General features: G+C 57.7%; 16 protein-coding genes and 4 tRNA genes. All 20 read left to right on the forward strand.

The features are described from left to right. Nucleotides 1–123 precede the first annotated feature (123 nt). Nucleotides 124–1,083: a bifunctional biotin--[acetyl-CoA-carboxylase] ligase/biotin operon repressor BirA gene (gene birA, locus PPA02S_RS21985; protein ID WP_028633084.1), complete on the forward strand. Its 960-nt coding sequence runs from the start codon at nt 124–126 to the stop codon at nt 1,081–1,083. Then, nucleotides 1,073–1,822, forward strand: coding sequence for a pantothenate kinase (locus PPA02S_RS21990; protein ID WP_028633083.1), 750 nt, complete (start codon nt 1,073–1,075; stop codon nt 1,820–1,822). Before birA ends, PPA02S_RS21990 begins: the two co-directional genes overlap by 11 nt. Before the next feature lie 8 nt (nt 1,823–1,830). Further along, nucleotides 1,831–2,256: a hypothetical protein gene (locus tag PPA02S_RS21995; RefSeq protein WP_028633082.1), complete on the forward strand. Its 426-nt coding sequence runs from the start codon at nt 1,831–1,833 to the stop codon at nt 2,254–2,256. A gap of 152 nt (nt 2,257–2,408) precedes the next feature. After that, nucleotides 2,409–2,492, forward strand: a tRNA-Tyr gene (locus tag PPA02S_RS22000). A gap of 24 nt (nt 2,493–2,516) precedes the next feature. Next, a tRNA-Gly gene (locus PPA02S_RS22005) sits at nt 2,517–2,590 on the forward strand. A gap of 29 nt (nt 2,591–2,619) precedes the next feature. Continuing rightward, nucleotides 2,620–2,695, forward strand: a tRNA-Thr gene (locus PPA02S_RS22010). A 78-nt stretch (nt 2,696–2,773) separates the two neighbouring features. After that, nucleotides 2,774–3,967 carry an elongation factor Tu gene (gene tuf, locus PPA02S_RS22015; RefSeq protein WP_028633081.1) on the forward strand — a complete coding sequence of 398 codons (1,194 nt, stop codon included), beginning with the start codon at nt 2,774–2,776 and terminating at the stop codon, nt 3,965–3,967. Between the two features lie 54 nt (nt 3,968–4,021). Then, nucleotides 4,022–4,097, forward strand: a tRNA-Trp gene (locus PPA02S_RS22020). A 44-nt stretch (nt 4,098–4,141) separates the two neighbouring features. Then, nucleotides 4,142–4,510, forward strand: a complete 369-nt coding sequence (gene secE / locus PPA02S_RS22025) for a preprotein translocase subunit SecE (RefSeq protein ID WP_028633696.1) — start codon at nt 4,142–4,144, stop codon at nt 4,508–4,510. Between the two features lie 9 nt (nt 4,511–4,519). Then, nucleotides 4,520–5,053, forward strand: coding sequence for a transcription termination/antitermination protein NusG (gene nusG / locus PPA02S_RS22030; protein ID WP_028633697.1), 534 nt, complete (start codon nt 4,520–4,522; stop codon nt 5,051–5,053). A gap of 119 nt (nt 5,054–5,172) precedes the next feature. After that, nucleotides 5,173–5,604: a 50S ribosomal protein L11 gene (gene rplK / locus PPA02S_RS22035; protein ID WP_028633698.1), complete on the forward strand. Its 432-nt coding sequence runs from the start codon at nt 5,173–5,175 to the stop codon at nt 5,602–5,604. Further along, nucleotides 5,604–6,299, forward strand: coding sequence for a 50S ribosomal protein L1 (rplA, locus tag PPA02S_RS22040; RefSeq protein WP_027915749.1), 696 nt, complete (start codon nt 5,604–5,606; stop codon nt 6,297–6,299). The genes rplK and rplA overlap by 1 nt, the downstream gene beginning before the upstream one ends. Before the next feature lie 197 nt (nt 6,300–6,496). Further along, complete coding sequence (gene rplJ, locus PPA02S_RS22045; protein WP_028633699.1) at nt 6,497–6,997, forward strand: 50S ribosomal protein L10; 501 nt, start codon at nt 6,497–6,499, stop codon at nt 6,995–6,997. Between the two features lie 78 nt (nt 6,998–7,075). Further along, nucleotides 7,076–7,441: a 50S ribosomal protein L7/L12 gene (gene rplL, locus PPA02S_RS22050; RefSeq protein ID WP_003255496.1), complete on the forward strand. Its 366-nt coding sequence runs from the start codon at nt 7,076–7,078 to the stop codon at nt 7,439–7,441. A gap of 220 nt (nt 7,442–7,661) precedes the next feature. After that, entirely contained in the window at nt 7,662–11,735 is a 4,074-nt protein-coding gene (gene rpoB, locus PPA02S_RS22055; protein WP_028633700.1) for a DNA-directed RNA polymerase subunit beta, read from the forward strand. 64 nt (nt 11,736–11,799) lie between these two features. Continuing rightward, complete coding sequence (gene rpoC, locus PPA02S_RS22060) at nt 11,800–15,999, forward strand: DNA-directed RNA polymerase subunit beta' (protein WP_028633701.1); 4,200 nt, start codon at nt 11,800–11,802, stop codon at nt 15,997–15,999. 210 nt (nt 16,000–16,209) lie between these two features. Then, the gene (gene rpsL, locus PPA02S_RS22065) at nt 16,210–16,581 is read left to right on the forward strand and encodes a 30S ribosomal protein S12 (RefSeq protein ID WP_003255492.1); all 372 of its coding nucleotides are present in this window, start codon (nt 16,210–16,212) and stop codon (nt 16,579–16,581) included. A gap of 106 nt (nt 16,582–16,687) precedes the next feature. Beyond that, a complete protein-coding gene (rpsG, locus tag PPA02S_RS22070) occupies nt 16,688–17,158 on the forward strand; it encodes a 30S ribosomal protein S7 (protein WP_003246741.1) in 471 nt (156 codons plus the stop codon). Nucleotides 17,159–17,188: 30 nt separating this feature from the next. After that, the gene (gene fusA / locus PPA02S_RS22075) at nt 17,189–19,333 is read left to right on the forward strand and encodes an elongation factor G (RefSeq protein ID WP_028633702.1); all 2,145 of its coding nucleotides are present in this window, start codon (nt 17,189–17,191) and stop codon (nt 19,331–19,333) included. Between the two features lie 27 nt (nt 19,334–19,360). Beyond that, nucleotides 19,361–19,477 (forward strand): GTP-binding protein (locus tag PPA02S_RS22915; protein ID WP_145193580.1); only part of this gene is annotated, 117 nt, incomplete at its 3' end.

Consider the following 19,477-nt stretch of genomic DNA (forward strand, 5'->3'; position numbering starts at 1 on the left):
TCGCACAGAGCTTGCGGCAGCCCTTGTCCCGCTGAGGGCAGGGCATCACTGGAACGCCCCTTTTCCTATGCAAGCCCACGACCCATGGCTATCATGCCTGCCTTATCCAACGTTGAGACTGGCATGCTGAAGTTGTTGAACCTCCTCAAGGATGGCCGATTCCATTCCGGAGAAGCTCTTGGGGCAGCCCTCGGGGTGAGTCGCAGTGCGGTATGGAAACAACTGCAACACCTTGAGAGCGAACTTAACCTCACCATTCACAAGGTCCGTGGCCGTGGCTACCAGTTAGCTGCGCCCTTGGCAATGCTCGACGCAAAGGCTATAGCCGGCTTTGCCACACAAGACCCGTGGCCCGTCTTCATTCATGAATCCATCGACTCTACAAATGCAGAGGGTTTGCGCCTGGCAGCACAAGGGCAGCAGGCGCCTTTCGTGGTGTTGGCGGAGCGCCAGAGTGCTGGCCGTGGGCGGCGTGGCCGAGAGTGGGTCAGCCCCTTCGCCGAGAACCTTTACTACAGCCTGGTCTTGCGAGTAGACGGCGGTATGCGCCAGCTTGAGGGCTTGAGCCTGGTTGTTGGCTTGGCCGTTATGCGCACCCTGCAAGCATTTGGCGTGAATGCTGTAGGCCTGAAGTGGCCTAACGACGTTCTGGTCAATGGCCAGAAGATCACCGGCATCCTCCTCGAGCTGGTAGGCGACCCTGCCGATGTTTGTCATGTGGTGCTGGGTATCGGCATCAATGTAAACATGCAGGTCAACGCGCAGGTAGATCAGCAATGGACATCCATGCGCCGTGAGGTGGGGGCGGTGATTGATCGCAACCACCTGGTCGCCTCGCTCAGTCAACAATTGCAGCACGAACTTGCCCGTCATCGCCGCTATGGCTTTGCAGCGTTTCAAGAGGAATGGGAGCAGGCGCATCTGTGGCAAGGGCGTAACGTGTCACTGATAGCAGGCACCACGCGTATTGACGGCTTGGTACTGGGCGTCGATGGGCAAGGCGGTTTGCGCCTTGTTGTGGACGGCGTTGAGAAAAGCTTCAGTGGCGGTGAGCTGAGTTTGAGGTTACGTGATGATTCTTGAACTCGATTGCGGCAATAGCTTCATCAAGTGGCGGGTGATCCATAGCCTGGATGCCATGATTGTCGCAGGTGGAATCGTTGAGTCTGACCAGGCGCTTGTGGATGGGGTGGTTGCCCTGCCTGCGGTGCAATTGACAGGCTGCCGAATTGTCAGCGTCAGAAGTGAAGAAGAGACCGAAGCTCTGTGCACACTGATTGCACAGGTGTTTTCAGTGCAGTCGCATGTAGCGCGTTCTGCCCGGGAAATGGCCGGTGTGCGAAATGGCTATGACGACTACCAGCGCTTGGGTATGGATCGCTGGCTGGCTGCCCTGGGCGCCTACCACCTTGCACGTGGCGCGTGCCTGGTAATAGACCTGGGCACAGCAGCAAAAGCGGATTATGTGGCCGCAGACGGTGAGCATCTCGGCGGCTACATTTGCCCTGGTATGCCTTTGATGCGTGGGCAGCTGCGCACCCATACACGGCGCATCCGTTACGATGATGCCTCCGCTGAGCGCGCATTGGCCACCTTGTTGCCGGGCCGGTCCACGGTTGAGGCGGTAGAACGTGGCTGCGTGCTGATGCTGCAGGGCTTTGCACAGACGCAGATCGAGCAGGCGCATGCCCTTTGGGGAGGTGACTTTACGGTCTTCCTTACGGGCGGTGATGCGCCGTTGCTGAGGGATACGCTCCCACAGGCTCGGGTGGTGCCTGATCTGGTCTTCGTCGGTTTGGCGATGGCCTGCCCATTGAACTGAGGTGCCCTATGCGCTGGTTATTTTTGCTATTGCTGGTACTCAATGCCTTTTATTACGTGTGGCATCAGCAAGGCGCGCCGTTGAGGGTAAAAGAGGTTGCGCCTCTGTCTTTGTATAAAGGCAGCCAGCAGGAAATACGCCTGGTGCGCGAGGCGGGTGTGGCGGCATCCCCCAGGCGTCGCGACGAGTGCCTGATTGTGGGTGGCGCCATGGGCCAGGAGCAGATCGATGCTCTGCGGCAAAGGTTGACGAGCCTGGACATAGCAACGCTTCCGGTGGTTGCACAGCTGCCAGGTGCGGAAGGGCGCTGGCTGAAGGTGGAGCCCGACAGCGAGCGTTTACTGGACACAGCAGCCCTGGCGGCTCTTTCCAATGATTTCAAAGACTTAAAACATAAAATTATTTTCTGCCAGGGTATTGCAACTGGTGAATAGCTTGATAGAATGGCGCCCGCTTCGCAGGGAACACCACTCAGGTGGCAGAACTGGAAGCGGTGTCAAAGTAGCTAAGTTTCAGATTTGATTGAAAAAATTTGAAAAATCGCTTGACACTGAGGCGGCATGGAAATAGAATGCCGGCCACATCTGGAGGGATTCCCGAGCGGCCAAAGGGGACGGACTGTAAATCCGTTGCGAGAGCTTCGAAGGTTCGAATCCTTCTCCCTCCACCAGTTTTAGCGAGAGCCGCAAGCTCCGCGGGTATAGTTTAGTGGTAGAACCTCAGCCTTCCAAGCTGATGATGCGGGTTCGATTCCCGCTACCCGCTCCAAGTTTGCTGGATTTTGCACAACGTGTTTCGCTCTTGTAGCTCAGTTGGTAGAGCACACCCTTGGTAAGGGTGAGGTCAGCGGTTCAAGTCCGCTCAAGAGCTCCATATAAACAAGGCAGATATGAAAATATCTGCCTTTGTTTTATCAGCGCAAGACTATTTCTTCTGCGGAGGATTGTATCGATGGCTAAGGAAAAGTTTGATCGTTCCCTTCCCCACGTTAACGTCGGCACTATCGGCCACGTTGACCACGGTAAGACCACTCTGACCGCAGCTCTGACTCGCGTCTGCTCCGAAGTCTTCGGTTCGGCAGTCGTTGAGTTCGACAAGATCGACTCGGCTCCAGAAGAAAAAGCGCGCGGTATCACCATCAACACCGCTCACGTTGAGTACAACTCGACCATTCGTCACTACGCTCACGTTGACTGCCCAGGTCACGCTGACTACGTGAAGAACATGATCACCGGTGCTGCCCAGATGGACGGCGCGATCCTGGTTTGCTCGGCCGCCGATGGTCCGATGCCACAAACCCGTGAGCACATCCTGCTGTCCCGTCAGGTTGGCGTTCCGTACATCGTGGTCTTCCTGAACAAGGCTGACCTGGTAGACGACGCTGAGCTGCTGGAACTGGTCGAGATGGAAGTTCGCGACCTGCTGTCCACCTACGACTTCCCAGGCGACGACACCCCGATCATCATCGGTTCGGCTCGTATGGCGCTGGAAGGCAAAGACGACAACGAAATGGGCACTACCGCTGTCAAGAAGCTGGTAGAGACTCTGGACAGCTACATTCCTGAGCCCGTTCGTGCCATCGACCAGCCATTCCTGATGCCGATCGAAGACGTATTCTCGATCTCGGGCCGTGGTACCGTTGTAACTGGCCGTATCGAGCGTGGTATCGTCCGCGTTCAGGATCCGCTGGAAATCGTTGGTCTGCGTGACACCACCACCACCACCTGCACCGGTGTTGAGATGTTCCGCAAGCTGCTGGACGAAGGCCGTGCTGGCGAGAACTGCGGCGTTCTGCTGCGTGGTACCAAGCGTGACGACGTTGAGCGTGGCCAGGTTCTGGTCAGGCCAGGTTCGGTCAAGCCGCACACCAAGTTCACCGCAGAAGTCTACGTCCTGTCGAAGGAAGAAGGCGGCCGTCACACGCCGTTCTTCAAAGGCTACCGTCCTCAGTTCTACTTCCGTACCACTGACGTGACCGGTAACTGCGAACTGCCGGAAGGCGTTGAAATGGTAATGCCAGGTGACAACATTCAGATGACTGTTACCCTGATCAAAACCATCGCAATGGAAGACGGTCTGCGCTTCGCTATCCGTGAAGGCGGTCGTACCGTCGGCGCCGGTGTCGTAGCGAAAATCATTGAATAAGTAGTTGATTTACTTGATTAGGCCGGTATAATAGCCGGCCTGATACAGCGTTACAGGTCAGTAGCTCAATTGGCAGAGCGACGGTCTCCAAAACCGTAGGTTGGGGGTTCGATTCCCTCCTGACCTGCCATTTCACCTCGGTGTGATGGCTTTCTTATTACAGGATCCTCCTCGATGACCCCCAAAACTGAAGCCCAAGAATCGCGTTTTGATCTGTTCAAGTGGCTGGCTGTAGTGGCTTTGGTGGTAGTTGGTGTGGTGGGTAATCAGTATTACTCTGCAGCGCCAATCCTGTACCGTGTCCTCGCGCTTCTTGTTCTTGCTGCTGCTGCAGGCTTCGTGGCCTTGCAAACAGTTAAGGGTAAGTCGTTCTTCGCGCTGGCAAAGGAAGCACGTGCCGAGATTCGTAAAGTCGTATGGCCGACCCGCCAGGAAACCACCCAGACCACGTTGATTGTCGTGGCTGTCGTGCTGGTTATGGCACTGCTGTTGTGGGGGCTCGATTCCCTGCTCGGTTGGGCGGTCTCCTTGATCGTTGGCTAAAGGTGTCCCGTGGCTAAGCGTTGGTATGTTGTTCATGCTTACTCGGGTTACGAGAAGCATGTGATGCGCTCCCTGGTTGAGCGTGTCAAGCTGGCTGGCATGGAAGACGGTTTCGGCGAGATCCTGGTTCCGACCGAAGAAGTCGTCGAAATGCGCAACGGCCAGAAGCGCAAGAGTGAGCGCAAATTCTTCCCTGGCTATGTACTGGTCCAGATGGAGATGAACGAAGGGACTTGGCACTTGGTCAAGGACACCCCTCGTGTAATGGGTTTCATTGGTGGTACTGCAGACAAGCCTGCGCCTATCACCGATAAAGAGGCTGAGGCCATCCTGCGTCGCGTTGCCGACGGCAGTGATAAGCCCAAGCCGAAGACGCTGTTCGAGCCAGGTGAAGTGGTTCGTGTTGTTGATGGTCCGTTCGCAGACTTCAACGGCAGTGTCGAAGAGGTTAACTACGAAAAGAGCCGTCTGCAGGTTGCAGTGCTCATTTTCGGTCGCTCCACGCCTGTGGAGCTCGAGTTCAGTCAGGTCGAAAAGGTCTAGGCGGACGAAGCATCCCATACCCCGCAGCCCTGTGTGCTGCGGGGTTTTGTCGTCACTGGGATAAAACGCAAGTCATCCGGGGAGCCATCAGGCGTTCGTACCCGATTTTGGAGTAGCTCATGGCTAAGAAGATTCAGGCTTACATCAAGCTGCAAGTTAAGGCCGGCCAGGCCAACCCAAGCCCACCCGTTGGTCCAGCACTGGGTCAACACGGTGTGAACATCATGGAATTCTGCAAGGCCTTCAACGCCCGTACCCAGGGTCAAGAAGCCGGCCTGCCGACGCCTGTGATCATCACTGTCTACAGCGACCGTAGCTTCACCTTCGAGACCAAGAGCACCCCTGCCTCGGTTCTGCTGAAGAAAGCTGCTGGCCTGACCAGTGGTTCGGCTCGCCCGAACACCGTTAAAGTCGGTACCGTGACCCGTGCTCAGCTGGAAGAGATCGCCAAGACCAAGCAGGCCGATCTGACTTCTGCTGACCTGGACGCTGCTGTACGCACCATCGCTGGCTCTGCCCGCAGCATGGGCCTGAACGTGGAGGGTGTGTAATGGCTAAGCTGACCAAGCGTCAAAAGGCAATCGCCGAGAAAATCGAAGCAGGCAAGGCCTACAACTTCGAAGAAGCGGCCACTCTGCTGGCTTCGCTGCCGGCTGCCAAGTTCGTAGAGTCCTACGACATCGCTGTTAACCTCGGTGTTGACCCGCGTAAATCCGACCAGGTCGTACGTAGCGCTACCGTGCTGCCGCACGGCACTGGCAAGACCGTTCGCGTTGCCGTCTTCACCCAGGGTCCAGCTGCTGAGGCCGCTCTGGCTGCCGGCGCTGACCGCGTAGGTATGGACGACCTGGCTGCCGAAATGAAAGGCGGCGACCTGAACTATGACGTCGTTATCGCATCGCCAGATGCCATGCGCGTTGTAGGTCAGCTGGGTCAGGTTCTGGGTCCTCGCGGCCTGATGCCTAACCCCAAAGTCGGTACCGTAACCCCAGACGTAGCCACTGCCGTGAAAAACGCCAAGGCTGGTCAGGTTCGCTATCGTACCGACAAAAACGGTATCATCCATACCTCCGTTGGCAAGATCGGCTTTGAAGCTGGCAAGCTGAAGGAAAACGTTGAAGCTCTGATCGCTGATCTGAAGCGTATCAAGCCAGCTTCCTCGAAAGGTATCTACGTCAAGCGCGTTACCCTGAGCACCACCATGGGCCCAGGTCTGGTCATCGATCAGAGCTCGCTGGACGTGTAAGAACATGGCGGTGCGACCTGTCGCACCGCCAGCAAAAATTGGGGTCCCTGCCTGGCGGGGGCTATCCAAGACCGTAGGTGGCGCAAGCCTTAAAACACCAGCCCACGCAGATGGTGCTCCCGATTCGTTACCGAATCAGACACCAAAACGACATCCGGCTTCGGCCAGATGAAACGGTAAAAACCAGGAGTAAACCCGTGGCAATTAAACTCGAAGACAAGAAGGCCATCGTCGCTGAAGTCAACGAGGCTGCCAAAGTCGCTCTGTCCGCTGTCGTGGCCGATGCCCGTGGTGTGACTGTAAGCGCAATGACCGGACTCCGTAAAGAGGCCCGCGAAGCTGGCGTCTACGTACGTGTCGTACGTAACACCCTGCTCAAGCGCGCTGTTGAAGGCACCGAATATTCGATCCTCAACGACGTGTTCAAAGGCCCGACCCTGATTGCTTTCTCCAACGAACACCCGGGCGCTGCTGCTCGTCTGTTCAAAGAGTTCGCCAAGGGTCAGGACAAGTTCGAGATCAAGGCAGCTGCGTTTGACGGCAATTTCATTGCAGCGAACCAGATCGACGTGTTGGCTACCCTGCCGACCCGCGACGAAGCTATTGCGAAACTGATGAGCGTGATCCAAGGCGCTACCAGCAAGCTGGCTCGTACTCTGGCAGCCATTCGCGACCAGAAAGAAGCTACCGCTGCCTAAGGCACGCGCGACTCTTTCAAAATCATTCGTTTAATTTGATGGCTGCGTAGGCTGTCACCCCAATACAGGATTTAAGTCATGTCCCTGACTAACGAGCAAATCATCGAAGCCATCGGCCAGAAAACCGTTCTGGAAGTTGTTGAGCTGATCAAAGCGATGGAAGAAACCTTCGGTGTTACCGCTGCTGTTGCCGCCGCTGGCCCAGCTGCTGCTGCTGCCGTTGTTGAAGAGCAGACCGAGTTCAACGTTGTTCTGGTTGAAGCCGGCGACAAGAAAGTGAACGTGATCAAAGCCGTTCGCGAACTGACCGGTCTGGGCCTGAAAGAAGCCAAAGAGAAAGTCGATGGCGCTCCTCAGGTTGTAGCTGAAGGCGTTTCGAAAGAAGCCGCTGAAGACGCTAAGAAGAAGCTGGAAGAAGCAGGCGCTAAAGTCGAGCTGAAGTAATCTCGACTTTGCGACTCCAGTCCGAGCGTTGAGCAAAGGGCTGATGGCTGGTGGCTTGCGCCACCGGCCTTTTTCCGTTATTGGCGGCCGGCCAAGCCGGCCCCGATAACGAGCTGCAAAACACCCATGTGGGTGGCGCAAACCAAGGGGTTTGCACGATTTTCTGGCTGCTCCCGCCGGGAGAAGCCAAACAAGCAGGTGACCAAGCTGGGGAACGCTGATGGCTTACTCATACACTGAGAAAAAACGTATCCGCAAGGACTTTAGCAAGTTGCCGGACGTTATGGATGTGCCTTACCTCCTGGCCATCCAGCTGGATTCGTATCGCGAATTCCTGCAAGCGGGAGCATCCAAGGATAACTTCCGCGACGTCGGCCTGCACGCGGCCTTCAAATCGGTATTCCCGATCATCAGCTACTCCGGCAATGCTGCCTTGGAGTACGTAGGCTATCGCCTGGGCGAACCCGCCTTCGATGTGAAGGAATGTGTCCTGCGTGGCGTGACCTTCGCGGTCCCACTGCGGGTCAAGGTGCGCCTGATCATCTTCGACAAGGAATCGTCGAACAAAGCGATCAAGGACATCAAAGAGCAAGAAGTCTACATGGGTGAAATCCCCCTGATGACTGAGAACGGTACCTTTGTAATCAACGGTACCGAGCGTGTGATCGTTTCCCAGCTGCACCGTTCGCCTGGTGTGTTCTTCGACCACGACCGTGGCAAGACTCACAGCTCGGGCAAGCTGCTGTACTCCGCTCGCATCATCCCTTACCGCGGTTCCTGGCTGGACTTCGAGTTCGACCCGAAGGACTGCGTATTCGTGCGTATCGACCGTCGCCGCAAACTGCCGGCCTCGGTGCTGTTGCGTGCGCTGGGTTACAGCACTGAAGAAGTGCTCAATACCTTCTACACCACCAACGTGTTCCACATTTCCGGCGAGAAACTCAGCCTGGAACTGGTGCCGCAGCGTCTGCGTGGTGAAGTCGCGGTCATGGACATCCATGACGAAAGCGGCAAGGTCATCGTTGAGCAAGGCCGCCGTATCACTGCGCGCCACATCAACCAGATCGAAAAGGCTGGCGTGAAGCAGCTGGACGTTCCTATGGAATACGTCCTGGGCCGCACCACCGCCAAGGCCATTGTGCACCCGGCTACCGGCGAAATCCTGGCCGAATGCAACACCGAGTTGACCACCGATCTGCTGATCAAGGTCGCGAAGGCACAGGTCGTCCGTATCGAGACCCTGTACACCAACGACATCGACTGTGGTCCGTTCATCTCCGACACGCTGAAGATCGACACCACCAGCAACCAGCTGGAAGCGCTGGTCGAGATCTACCGCATGATGCGTCCCGGCGAGCCGCCGACCAAGGATGCTGCCGAGACCCTGTTCAACAACCTGTTCTTCAGCGCCGAGCGCTACGACCTGTCCGCTGTAGGTCGCATGAAGTTCAACCGTCGTATCGGTCGCACCGAAATCGAAGGTTCGGGTGTGCTGAGCAAGGAAGACATCGTCGAGGTTCTGAAGACCCTGGTTGATATCCGTAACGGCAAAGGTATCGTCGACGACATCGACCACCTGGGTAACCGTCGTGTACGTTGCGTCGGCGAGATGGCCGAGAACCAGTTCCGTGTAGGCCTGGTGCGTGTAGAGCGCGCGGTCAAGGAACGTCTGTCGATGGCCGAAAGCGAAGGCTTGATGCCGCAGGACCTGATCAACGCCAAGCCAGTTGCGGCGGCGGTGAAAGAGTTCTTCGGCTCCAGCCAGCTCTCGCAGTTCATGGACCAGAACAACCCGCTGTCCGAGATCACCCACAAGCGCCGTGTCTCTGCACTTGGCCCGGGCGGTCTGACCCGTGAGCGTGCCGGCTTCGAAGTCCGTGACGTACACCCGACCCACTACGGCCGCGTGTGCCCGATCGAGACCCCTGAAGGTCCGAACATCGGTCTGATCAACTCCCTGGCAGCCTATGCCCGCACCAACCAGTACGGCTTCCTCGAAAGCCCGTATCGCGTGGTGAAGGAAGGGGTGGTCAGCGACGACATCGTGTTCCTGTCCGCCATCGAAGAGGCTGATCACGTGATCGCCCAGGCTTCGGCCGCGATGAACGACAAGAAGCAGCTGATCGACGAACTGGTAGCGGTCCGTCACCTGAACGAATTCACCGTCAAGGCGCCGGAAGACGTCACCCTGATGGACGTTTCGCCGAAGCAGGTTGTTTCTGTCGCAGCGTCGCTGATTCCGTTCCTCGAGCACGACGACGCCAACCGTGCGTTGATGGGCTCGAACATGCAGCGTCAGGCTGTACCGACACTGCGCGCTGACAAGCCGCTGGTAGGTACTGGCATGGAGCGCAACGTTGCCCGTGACTCCGGTGTCTGCGTGGTTGCTCGCCGTGGTGGTGTGATCGACTCGGTCGACGCCAGCCGTGTCGTGGTTCGCGTGGCCGATGACGAAGTGGAAACCGGCGAAGCAGGTGTAGATATCTACAACCTGACCAAGTACACCCGTTCGAACCAGAACACCTGCATCAACCAGCGTCCGCTGGTGAGCAAGGGTGACAAGGTTCAGCGCGGCGACATCATGGCTGACGGCCCGTCCACCGACATGGGTGAACTGGCACTGGGCCAGAACATGCGCATCGCGTTCATGGCGTGGAACGGCTTCAACTTCGAAGACTCCATCTGCCTGTCCGAGCGTGTAGTCCAGGAAGATCGCTTCACCACCATCCACATTCAGGAACTGACCTGTGTGGCCCGTGACACCAAGCTTGGCCCAGAAGAAATCACTGCGGACATCCCGAACGTGGGTGAAGCTGCACTGAACAAACTGGACGAAGCCGGTATTGTCTACGTGGGTGCTGAAGTCGGCGCCGGTGACATCCTGGTCGGCAAGGTAACGCCAAAAGGCGAAACCCAGCTGACGCCGGAAGAAAAACTCCTGCGCGCAATCTTCGGTGAGAAGGCCAGCGACGTTAAGGACACCTCCCTGCGCGTGCCAACCGGCACCAAGGGTACTGTCATCGACGTACAGGTCTTCACCCGCGATGGCGTCGAGCGCGACAGCCGCGCCCTGGCCATCGAGAAGATGCAGCTGGACGAGATCCGCAAGGACCTCAACGAAGAGTTCCGCATCGTTGAAGGCGCTACCTTCGAACGTCTGCGCTCTGCTCTGAACGGCCAGGTGGTCGACGGTGGTGCGGGCCTGAAGAAAGGCACCGTGGTTTCCGACGAGGTGCTGGACGGCCTGGAGCACGGCCAGTGGTTCAAACTGCGCATGGCTGAGGATGCACTGAACGAGCAGCTGGAAAAGGCTCAGCAGTACATCGTCGACCGTCGCCGTCTGCTGGACGACAAGTTCGAAGACAAGAAGCGCAAGCTGCAGCAGGGCGATGACCTGGCACCGGGCGTACTGAAGATCGTCAAGGTCTACCTGGCTATCCGCCGTCGCATCCAGCCGGGTGACAAGATGGCGGGCCGTCACGGTAACAAAGGTGTTGTCTCGGTTATCATGCCGGTTGAAGACATGCCTCACGATGCCAACGGTACGCCGGTAGACGTCGTGCTCAACCCGCTGGGCGTACCTTCGCGTATGAACGTCGGTCAGATCCTTGAAACCCACCTGGGCCTCGCAGCCAAAGGCCTGGGCGAGAAGATCGACCGCATGATCGAAGAGCAACGCAAGGCTGCAGAGCTGCGCGTGTTCCTGACCGAGGTCTATAACGAGATCGGTGGTCGTCAGGAAAACCTCGACGAGTTCACTGACGAAGAGATCCTGGCCCTGGCCCATAACCTGAAGAAGGGTGTGCCAATGGCTACCCCGGTCTTCGATGGTGCCAAAGAGCGCGAGATCAAGGCCATGCTGAAACTGGCCGACCTGCCAGAGAGCGGCCAGATGGTGCTGTTCGATGGCCGTACCGGCAACAAGTTCGAGCGTCCTGTGACCGTTGGTTACATGTACATGCTTAAGCTGAACCACTTGGTGGACGACAAGATGCACGCGCGTTCCACTGGTTCCTACAGCCTGGTTACCCAGCAGCCGCTGGGTGGTAAGGCGCAGTTCGGTGGTCAGCGTTTCGGGGAGATGGAAGTGTGGGCGCTGGAAGCATACGGCGCGGCATACACCCTGCAAGAAATGCTCACAGTGAAGTCGGACGACGTGAACGGCCGTACCAAGATGTACAAGAACATCGTGGATGGCGATCACCGTATGGAGCCGGGCATGCCCGAGTCCTTCAACGTGTTGATCAAAGAGATCCGTTCGCTCGGTATCGATATCGATCTGGAAACCGAATAACACGTGACGCGAAGGGGAGTGGGGCAGGTAATGCCCGCTCCCTGCTCCGCCAGGAGGAAAGGCCTTGAAAGACCTACTGAATCTGCTGAAAAACCAGGGTCAAGTCGAAGAGTTCGACGCCATCCGCATCGGTCTGGCGTCGCCTGAAATGATCCGTTCGTGGTCGTTCGGTGAAGTTAAGAAGCCGGAAACCATCAACTACCGTACGTTCAAACCCGAGCGTGACGGCCTGTTCTGCGCCAAGATCTTTGGCCCAGTCAAGGACTACGAGTGCCTGTGCGGCAAGTACAAGCGCCTCAAGCACCGCGGCGTCATCTGCGAGAAGTGCGGCGTTGAAGTTGCCCTGGCCAAGGTTCGTCGTGAGCGCATGGCGCACATCGAACTGGCCTCGCCGGTTGCCCACATCTGGTTCCTGAAGTCGCTGCCGTCCCGTATCGGCCTGCTGATGGACATGACCCTGCGTGATATCGAGCGCGTTCTCTACTTCGAGAGCTACGTCGTTATCGACCCGGGCATGACCACCCTTGAAAAGGGTCAGCTGCTGAACGACGAGCAATACTTCGAAGCGCTGGAAGAGTTCGGTGACGACTTCGACGCCCGCATGGGTGCCGAGGCTGTCCGCGAGCTGCTGCACGCGATCGACCTGGAGCACGAGATTGGCCGCCTGCGTGAAGAAATTCCGCAGACCAACTCGGAAACCAAGATCAAGAAGCTGTCCAAGCGCCTGAAGCTGATGGAAGCTTTCCAGGGCTCGGGCAACCTGCCTGAGTGGATGGTTCTGACCGTCCTGCCAGTATTGCCGCCGGACCTGCGTCCGCTGGTACCGCTGGATGGCGGCCGCTTCGCGACCTCCGACCTGAACGACCTGTATCGTCGGGTGATCAACCGTAACAACCGTCTGAAGCGCCTGCTGGATCTGTCGGCACCGGACATCATCGTGCGCAACGAAAAGCGCATGCTGCAGGAAGCGGTCGACGCCCTGCTGGACAACGGCCGTCGCGGTCGCGCCATTACTGGCTCGAACAAGCGTCCGCTGAAGTCCCTGGCTGACATGATCAAAGGTAAGCAAGGTCGCTTCCGTCAGAACTTGCTCGGCAAGCGCGTGGACTACTCTGGCCGTTCGGTAATTACCGTAGGCCCGACCCTGCGTCTGCACCAGTGCGGTCTGCCGAAGAAGATGGCCCTCGAGCTGTTCAAGCCGTTCATTTTCGGCAAGCTCGAAATGCGCGGCCTGGCGACCACCATCAAGGCTGCCAAGAAGATGGTCGAGCGCGAGCTGCCCGAGGTTTGGGACGTACTCGCCGAGGTCATCCGCGAACACCCCGTACTGCTCAACCGTGCACCCACCCTGCACCGTCTGGGTATTCAGGCGTTCGAGCCGGTTCTGATCGAAGGCAAGGCCATTCAGCTGCACCCGCTGGTGTGTGCGGCGTACAACGCCGACTTCGACGGTGACCAGATGGCCGTTCACGTGCCGCTGACCCTGGAAGCCCAGCTCGAAGCGCGCGCGCTGATGATGTCGACCAACAACATTCTGTCGCCAGCCAACGGTGAGCCAATCATCGTTCCGTCGCAGGACGTTGTACTGGGTCTGTACTACATGACCCGTGAAGCCATCAACGCCAAGGGCGAAGGTCGCGTATTTGCCGACCTGCAGGAAGTCGACCGCGTATTCCGCGCCGGCGAAGCCGCCCTGCACGCGAAAATCAAGGTTCGTATCAACGAAACCGTGAAAGACCGCGATGGCAGCGTGACCAAGAATACCCGTATCGTCGATACCACCGTCGGCCGTGCGCTGTTGTTCCAGGTTGTTCCGGCAGGCCTGCCGTACGACGTGGTCAACCAGCCGATGAAGAAAAAGGCGATCTCCAAGCTGATCAACCAGTGCTACCGCGTGGTGGGTCTGAAAGAGACCGTTATCTTCGCTGACCAGCTGATGTATACCGGTTTCGCTTATTCGACCATCTCCGGTGTTTCCATCGGTGTGAACGACTTCGTCATCCCGGATGAGAAAGCCCGCATCATCGGTAACGCTACCGATGAAGTGAAAGAGATCGAGAGCCAGTATGCGTCCGGCCTGGTAACCCAGGGCGAGAAGTACAACAAGGTCATCGACTTGTGGTCCAAGGCGAACGACGAAGTGTCCAAGGCGATGATGGCCAACCTCTCGAAAGAGAAGGTCATCGACCGTGAGGGCAACGAAGTCGATCAGGAGTCCTTCAACTCCATGTACATGATGGCTGACTCCGGTGCGCGGGGTTCCGCTGCCCAGATCCGTCAGCTGGCCGGTATGCGTGGCCTGATGGCCAAGCCTGACGGCTCCATCATCGAGACGCCAATCACCGCGAACTTCCGTGAAGGCCTGAGCGTACTTCAGTACTTCATCTCGACGCACGGTGCTCGTAAAGGTCTGGCGGATACCGCACTGAAGACCGCGAACTCGGGTTACCTGACCCGTCGTCTGGTAGACGTTGCGCAGGACCTGGTGGTAACCGAGATCGATTGCGGTACCGACCAAGGCTTGGTGATGACGCCGCACATCGAAGGTGGCGACGTTGTAGAGCCGCTGGGTGAGCGTGTACTGGGCCGTGTCATTGCCCGTGACGTGTTCAAGCCAGGCACCGAGGATGTAATCGTGCCGGCCGGTACGCTGGTCGACGAGCAATGGGTCGAGTTCATCGAGCTGAACAGCATCGACGAAGTGATCGTGCGTTCGCCGATCAACTGCGAAACCCGCTACGGCATCTGCGCCAAGTGCTACGGCCGTGACCTGGCTCGCGGTCACCAGGTGAACATCGGTGAAGCTGTCGGCGTTATCGCTGCACAGTCGATCGGTGAGCCGGGTACCCAGCTGACCATGCGTACGTTCCACATCGGTGGTGCTGCAAGCCGTACCTCGGCTGCCGACAGCGTCCAAGTGAAGAACGGCGGTATGGTTCGTCTGCACAACCTGAAGCAGGTCGAGCGCGCTGACGGTAACCTGGTTGCCGTATCCCGTTCGGGCGAACTGGCGATTGCCGATGAGTTCGGCCGTGAGCGTGAGCGTTACAAGCTGCCTTACGGTGCCGTAATTTCGGTCAAGGAAGGTGACAAGGTCGAAGCTGGCGCAATCGTCGCCAAGTGGGACCCGCACACCCACCCGATCGTGACCGAGCTGAAAGGTACCGTGACCTTCGTGGGCATGGAAGAAAACATCACCATCAAGCGCCAGACCGACGAGCTGACCGGCCTGACCAACATCGAAGTCCTGGACGTCAAGGATCGCCCTGCCGCTGGCAAGGAAATCCGTCCGGCGATCAAGATGGTCGATGCCAACGGCAAGGATCTGTACCTGCCAGGTACTGACGTACCGGCGCAGTACTTCCTGCCTGCCAACGCCTTGGTGGGTGTTGCTGACGGTGCGCAGATCGGTGTGGGTGATGTTATTGCGCGTATCCCGCAAGAAACGTCCAAGACCCGTGACATCACCGGTGGTCTGCCGCGCGTTGCCGACCTGTTCGAAGCGCGCCGTCCGAAAGAAGCCTCGATTCTGGCTGAAGTCAGCGGCACCATCGCGTTCGGTAAAGAGACCAAGGGCAAGCGTCGCTTGGTCATTACCCCGACCGACGGCAGCGATCCGTACGAAGAGCTGATTCCGAAGTGGCGCCACCTGAACGTCTTCGAAGGCGAACAGGTAAACCGCGGCGAAGTCATCTCCGACGGCCCGAGCGATCCGCACGACATCCTGCGTCTGCTGGGTGTGAGCGCGTTGGCGAAGTACATCGTCAACGAGATCCAGGACGTTTACCGTCTGCAGGGCGTGAAGATCAACGACAAGCACATCGAGACCATCCTGCGTCAGATGCTGCGCAAGGTCGAGATCTCCGAATCGGGCGATTCCAGCTTCATCAAGGGCGACCAGATGGAACTGACTCAGGTGCTGGTAGAGAACGAGCGCCTGGCTGGTGACGACAAGTTCGTCTCCAAGTTCACCCGTGTGCTGCTGGGTATCACCAAGGCGTCGCTGTCGACCGAGTCGTTCATCTCCGCGGCTTCCTTCCAGGAAACCACCCGCGTGCTGACCGAAGCGGCGGTAACCGGCAAGCGCGATTACCTGCGCGGCCTGAAAGAGAACGTGGTCGTGGGTCGTCTGATCCCGGCCGGTACCGGTCTGGCCTACCACAGCGAGCGCAAGCGTCGCCGTGAAGCAGACAAGCCGCTGCGTGTGAGCGCCAGTGAGGTGGAAGCCGCACTGACCGAAGCACTGAACTCCAGCGGTAACTGAGTACAGGGCAGGGCCCCGGCAGCCTCGAACGATCATCGCTGACATGAAATGTTGCCGATGATCGGGCGAGGAGGGCCGGGGCTTCGTCTTGACTGGGTGCAAGATCCTCTTTAGACTTTTGTACCCTTAAATTTGGTGAGGCTCCGTCTCGCCAATTTTTGGCTTTCTTGCAAGACAATAGCGTCGCAAGACAATCAGTGGAGCTAGTAGATGGCAACTATCAACCAGCTGGTACGTCAGCCGCGTAAGCGTTCGGTCGAAAAGTCCGACGTTCCTGCGCTGCAGAACTGCCCGCAACGTCGTGGCGTGTGCACCCGTGTGTACACCACCACGCCGAAAAAACCTAACTCGGCACTGCGTAAAGTATGCCGTGTGCGTCTGACCAACGGTTTCGAGGTTTCCTCGTACATCGGTGGTGAAGGCCACAACCTGCAAGAGCACAGCGTCGTCCTGATCCGTGGCGGCCGTGTAAAAGACTTGCCAGGTGTTCGTTACCACACCGTTCGCGGCTCTCTGGATACTTCAGGCGTTAAAGGCCGTAACCAGGGTCGTTCGAAGTACGGTACCAAGCGTCCGAAGTAATCGGCCGTTTGCAGACATCCATTTTTTTGAGTCGATAAGAGTAAGGTCGGGCAGGGGTCGCAGACCCACGTCCCGGGCTAACCTGAAGACCGTTTGAGGGCTTATCATGCCAAGACGTCGTGTAGCAGCAAAACGTGAGATTCTCGACGATCCTAAGTACGGATCGCAGATTCTCGCCAAGTTCATGAACCACGTGATGGAAAGCGGCAAGAAGGCCGTAGCCGAGCGCATCGTTTACGGTGCCCTGGATACTGTCAAAGCGCGCAAGAACAGCGACCCCCTGGAAATCTTCGAGAAAGCTCTCGACGCCATCGCTCCGCTGGTCGAAGTTAAGTCCCGTCGTGTCGGCGGTGCTACTTACCAGGTTCCGGTTGAAGTTCGTCCCTCCCGTCGTAACGCTCTGGCAATGCGCTGGCTCGTAGACTACGCCCGCAAGCGCGGCGAGAAGTCGATGGCTCTGCGCCTGGCCGGCGAGCTGCTGGATGCTGCTGAAGGCAAGGGTGCTGCAGTCAAGAAGCGTGAAGACGTGCACCGTATGGCCGAGGCCAACAAAGCGTTCTCGCACTACCGCTTCTAATTCAAGCATCAATCATTTTGCGAGGGCTTTATGGCTCGTACTACAGCAATTAACCGCTACCGCAACATTGGTATTTGCGCCCACGTTGACGCGGGCAAAACTACCACTACCGAGCGGATCCTGTTCTACACAGGTTTGAGCCACAAAATGGGCGAGGTGCACGACGGCGCCGCGACCACCGACTGGATGGTGCAGGAGCAGGAGCGGGGTATTACCATTACCTCCGCTGCCGTTACCACCTTCTGGAAAGGTTCTGTTGGTCAGTATGACAACTACCGCGTTAACGTCATCGATACCCCCGGCCACGTTGACTTCACCATTGAAGTAGAACGTTCGCTGCGCGTACTCGACGGCGCGGTCGTCGTGTTCTGCGGTACCTCCGGCGTTGAGCCGCAGTCCGAAACCGTATGGCGTCAGGCCAACAAATACGGTGTTCCACGTATCGTCTACGTGAACAAGATGGACCGTGCCGGTGCCAACTTCCTGCGCGTCGTAGGCCAGATCAAGAACCGCCTGGGTCACACCCCGGTTCCGATCCAGCTGGCTATCGGTTCGGAAGATAACTTCCAGGGTCAGGTCGACCTGATCAAGATGAAGGCTATCTACTGGAACGAAGACGACAAAGGCACCACCTATCGCGAGGAAGAGATTCCTGCCGATATGCTGGAGCTGGCTGAAGAGTGGCGCAACAACATGGTTGAAGCCGCCGCCGAAGCCAACGAAGAACTGATGAACAAGTACCTTGAAGAAGGTGAGCTGACCGTCGAAGAGATCAAGGCAGGCCTGCGCGCGCGCACCCTGGCCAGCGAAATCGTTCCGGCTGTCTGCGGTTCGTCGTTCAAGAACAAGGGTGTTCCCCTGGTTCTCGACGCCGTCATCGAGTTCCTGCCTGCTCCGACCGAGATCCCTGCAATTCAGGGTATCAACCCGGACGACAAGGACCTGGACAAAGAAGACCCGGCTGTCCGCAAGGACGAGCGTCACGCTGACGACGACGAGCCGTTCTCGGCCCTGGCGTTCAAGATCGCGACTGACCCGTTCGTGGGTACGCTGACCTTCGTTCGCGTTTACTCGGGCGTTCTGACCTCCGGTGACTCGGTCATCAACTCGGTCAAAGGCAAGAAAGAGCGCGTTGGCCGTATGGTGCAGATGCACGCCAACCAGCGTGAAGAGATCAAAGAAGTTCGCGCTGGTGACATCGCGGCTCTGATCGGCATGAAAGACGTGACCACGGGCGAAACCCTGTGCAACGCCGACAAGCCAATCATTCTCGAGCGTATGGACTTCCCTGAGCCGGTTATTTCGCTCTCCGTAGAGCCAAAAACCAAGGCTGACCAGGAGAAGATGGGCATCGCACTGGGCAAGCTGGCCCAGGAAGACCCGTCGTTCCGCGTCAAGACCGACGAAGAGACTGGCCAGACCATCATCTCCGGTATGGGTGAGCTGCACCTGGACATCCTCGTTGACCGCATGAAGCGCGAATTCAACGTCGAAGCCAACATCGGCAAGCCGCAGGTTTCGTACCGCGAGAAGATCACCAAGTCCAACGTTGAGATCGAAGGCAAATTCGTTCGTCAGTCGGGTGGTCGTGGTCAGTTCGGTCACTGCTGGATCCGTTTCTCGGAGCCGGAAGTTGACGCGAAGGGCAACATCACCGAAGGTCTGGAATTCAAGAACGAAGTCGTGGGTGGTGTAATTCCGAAGGAATTCATTGCCCCGATCCAGAAGGGTATCGAAGAGCAGATGAAAAACGGCGTTGTTGCCGGTTATCCTCTGATCGGCCTCAAGGCCACGGTATTCGACGGTTCGTACCACGACGTCGACTCCAACGAAATGGCGTTCAAAATCGCTGCTTCGATGGCAACCAAGCAACTGGCCCAGAAGGGCGGTGGCGTGGTTCTCGAGCCGATCATGAAAGTCGAAGTTGTAACCCCGGAAGACTACCTGGGTGACGTGATGGGTGACCTGAACCGTCGTCGTGGTCTGGTACAGGGTATGGATGAATCGGTCTCCGGCCGCGTCGTCCGCGCTGAAGTTCCGCTCGGAGAGATGTTCGGTTACGCGACCGACGTTCGTTCCATGTCTCAGGGTCGCGCAAGCTACTCCATGGAATTCTCCAAATACGCCGAAGCTCCGTCGAACATCGTCGAAGCACTCGTTAAAAAACAAGGCTAATCCCCTTTAGGCAAGAGGTTCACTGTCGTGGCTAAAGAAAAATTTGATCGTTCCCTTCCCCACGTTAACGTCGGCACTATCGGCCACGTTGACCACGGTAAGACCACTCTGACCGCAGCTCTGACTCGCGTCTGCTCCGAAGTA

Source organism: Pseudomonas parafulva NBRC 16636 = DSM 17004, from assembly GCF_000730645.1.
In the GTDB taxonomy this organism is placed as follows: domain Bacteria; phylum Pseudomonadota; class Gammaproteobacteria; order Pseudomonadales; family Pseudomonadaceae; genus Aquipseudomonas; species Aquipseudomonas parafulva.